2 protein-coding genes are annotated in these 2856 nt (G+C 64.9%); both read left to right on the forward strand.

All coding sequences use genetic code 11. The features are described 5' to 3' along the window. The coding region (locus ACX80W_RS16345; protein WP_459285145.1) for an SDR family oxidoreductase at nt 1–165 on the forward strand (165 nt) is incomplete at its 5' end. Nucleotides 166–684: 519 nt separating this feature from the next. Further along, nucleotides 685–2553, forward strand: coding sequence for a glycogen debranching N-terminal domain-containing protein (locus ACX80W_RS16350; protein WP_459285143.1), 1869 nt, complete (start codon nt 685–687; stop codon nt 2551–2553). The last annotated feature ends 303 nt before the right edge of the window (nt 2554–2856 follow it).

Genomic DNA, 2856 nt, shown 5'->3' on the forward strand with positions numbered 1-2856 from the left:
ATGAACGAGGACCTGCGCACCACCCTGGTGCCCCATCACCCCCTGGGGCGCCTCGGTACCCCCGCCGACATCGCCGGAGTCGTCTCCTTCCTCGTCTCCCCGGAAGGGCGCTGGATCACCGGGCAGCTTCTTTCTGCCGACGGGGGCTTCTCCGCCCGGCTCTGACACCTGCGGGCACCGGGGTCCACCGCGGGTCGACGCCGGTCGCTGATCGGGAGCCTCGAGGAAGGACCGCAGCCAGGCATTGCTGACTCTGGTGTCCCATCTGCCGACAAACGCAAGGACCACCAGAGACTCATCTCATGCCGATGACGATTGTGCTTTCCCCCATTTATCGAAGCTGTGTCGAGGTAGAGACTGCCGACAATACGTCTGGTCTCATACCCGCCCCCTAAACAGTTTTCCTGCACACTCGTTTTGCGTCCGCCTCATTACCGTCTGCATCGGGTGAGACCAAGAGGTGCTATCCAAGTTTCCATGGAGCCTGTTCCAGAAGTTGCCACACTGGCCAAGAGCTGGAAGTCATCCTTGCTATGTTCGGCGCCTCCGTCATCAGATTGTGGATATCCGGCGCCCTATTGAGACCATATGAGGGTTCGATTTATGTTCCCACCGAATTTTGCGCGATCCAATCCCTGCTGTTTTCGCTAGGGTGGTAAGTCGAGCCAATTCCAAGGAGTTTAGTTGCCGCACCTCCAGCCGTTTTTACACGACCTCACCGGCGTTTTCAGTGCCCCCGTCCAGGCTTGGGCGGAATCAAGCGGTCAGGTGCGCGGTACGGGTGCCCAAGGATTCCACTGCGGTGACGACCGCGTGATTGGTAGCGCGGTTCTGACGCTCGATGGAACCGAACCGGACTGGGTCAGCACCCAAGTGCGCTCCGCCCGGCACATCGACTACCTCTACATAGTGCGTTCCGAAAGCGCCGGAACGGATCCCCTCGTCCAGCTCACACGCAGTCGCACCGGCTCCCCCGATGGCATCACCGAAAGGTTGCGGATCGAATCAGCGCTGGTCGAACCGTTGATCCTTCATCTTGCCTGCACGCTCACGACCGACAACACGCCCATGGAGAAGGTGAAGTCGGGCCAGGAGGGCGTCGCGTTACTTCACGTCGACTCCCTATCCTGGCACTGGCGCAACAGCGAAACCCTGGCCATCCTCGATCCGGGCACCGCCTCGGTTTCCTTCGCCGACGGTGAAATCTGCCTCGAGTGGCACGTTGCCGTCGCGGCCGGGGAACCGGCCGACATCGAATGGTCACTACGACTTCACGACGCCGGCGCCTCCATGGTCGCACCCTCGACCGCACCGCTTGTCGCCCCAGTGGTCACGGATCGCCGGGTCAACCGCCTCCTGCGCCAGTCCGTCTCCGACCTGAACGGCCTTCGTATGGCGGCCGCGGACCGGCCCGATGCGACCTTCCTCGCCGCCGGAGCGCCTTGGTTCTTCACCATGTTCGGACGGGACTCCTTGATCGCGGCCCGCATGCTGCTGCCCATTTCCACGGAACTGGCCGGCACTACCCTGGCCGCCCTCGCTTCACGCCAGGGGACCGTCAGCGACTCCAGCACGGCCGAACAGCCAGGCAAGATCCTCCACGAGGTACGCCGCGGCACCCTCCAGTTTGAGGAAAACGGCAAGGGTATCGCGCTGCCCCCGGTGTACTACGGCACCATCGATGCCACGCCGCTGTGGATCATGCTCCTCCATGACGCCTGGCGGGCCGGAATGAACCGGGGGGACGTTGAGGGCCTCCTGGATCCGCTCGAAAACGCCCTGACCTGGTTGCGAGATTACGGAGATTCCGACGGTGATGGTTTCCTCGAATACTTGGACACCAGCGGCCACGGCCTCGCAAACCAAGGCTGGAAGGACTCCGCGGACTCCATCCGCTGGCATGACGGCTCACTGGCCGAGGGCCCGATCGCGCTGAGCGAAGTGCAGGGCTACGCCTATGCGGCCGCCCGGGGTGGCGCGGACCTCCTTGAGGCATTTGGCAGGCCCGGTGCTGAGGCATGGCGCGGCTACGCCGACTCCCTTGCGTGCCGGTTCCGCGAGTCGTTCTGGTGCACCGATGCCACCGGGCCGTATCCGGCGATCGCCCTCGATGCACAGAAGCGTGCCGTCGACGGTGTCACAAGCAACATGGGGCACCTCCTCGGAACGGGCATCCTGACGCCGGAGGAGGAGTCCGTCGTGGTCCGGCGCCTGCTCGATCCGACCATGTTCTCGGGGTTCGGTATCCGAACGGTTTCCACGACGAATGAGGGTTTCTGGCCCACGCGGTACCACGCGGGTTCCGTCTGGAGCCACGACACCGGCATGATCATCAGCGGAATGATGAGGTCCGGATTCGCCAAGGAGGCCGCCGTCCTGGCCTGCGGCCTCCTCGACGCCGCCGAGGGATTCAACTGGCGCCTGCCGGAGCTCTTCTCGGGCCATCCGGCAGCCGACGTGGAAGTGCCGGTGCCCTACCCGGCGTCGTGCAGGCCGCAGGCGTGGGCGGCCGCGTCGTCCATACCCATCGCCCAGGCCCTCGGAGAGCTGTAATTCCTTCGGTCTGGCCTTCGGTGAATGAGGGGTCCGCCCGGGACGCCCTGATCCGCTCGGAGTAACCCAGATCGGGGCGTGCCCTGGCCGGTTGCGCCGTACCGCCTGCCACGGGGTGGGCGGTGCCCCCATCCCCCTAGGAGTGAAGAGTTCGCCGCCTACGCCGTAGAGTGTTTAGGCCTCCGCGACAACCCAGGCGGTGGTGTCGGCGGGGAGCTTCCCGCCGGGCAGGGGCCCGCTGCTGACCACGACCCGGCCGGTGGGCAGGTCCACCGGTGCGGTGCCGAAGTTGGTCACCGAGTG

This window comes from Arthrobacter melezitosi (genome assembly GCF_054511055.1).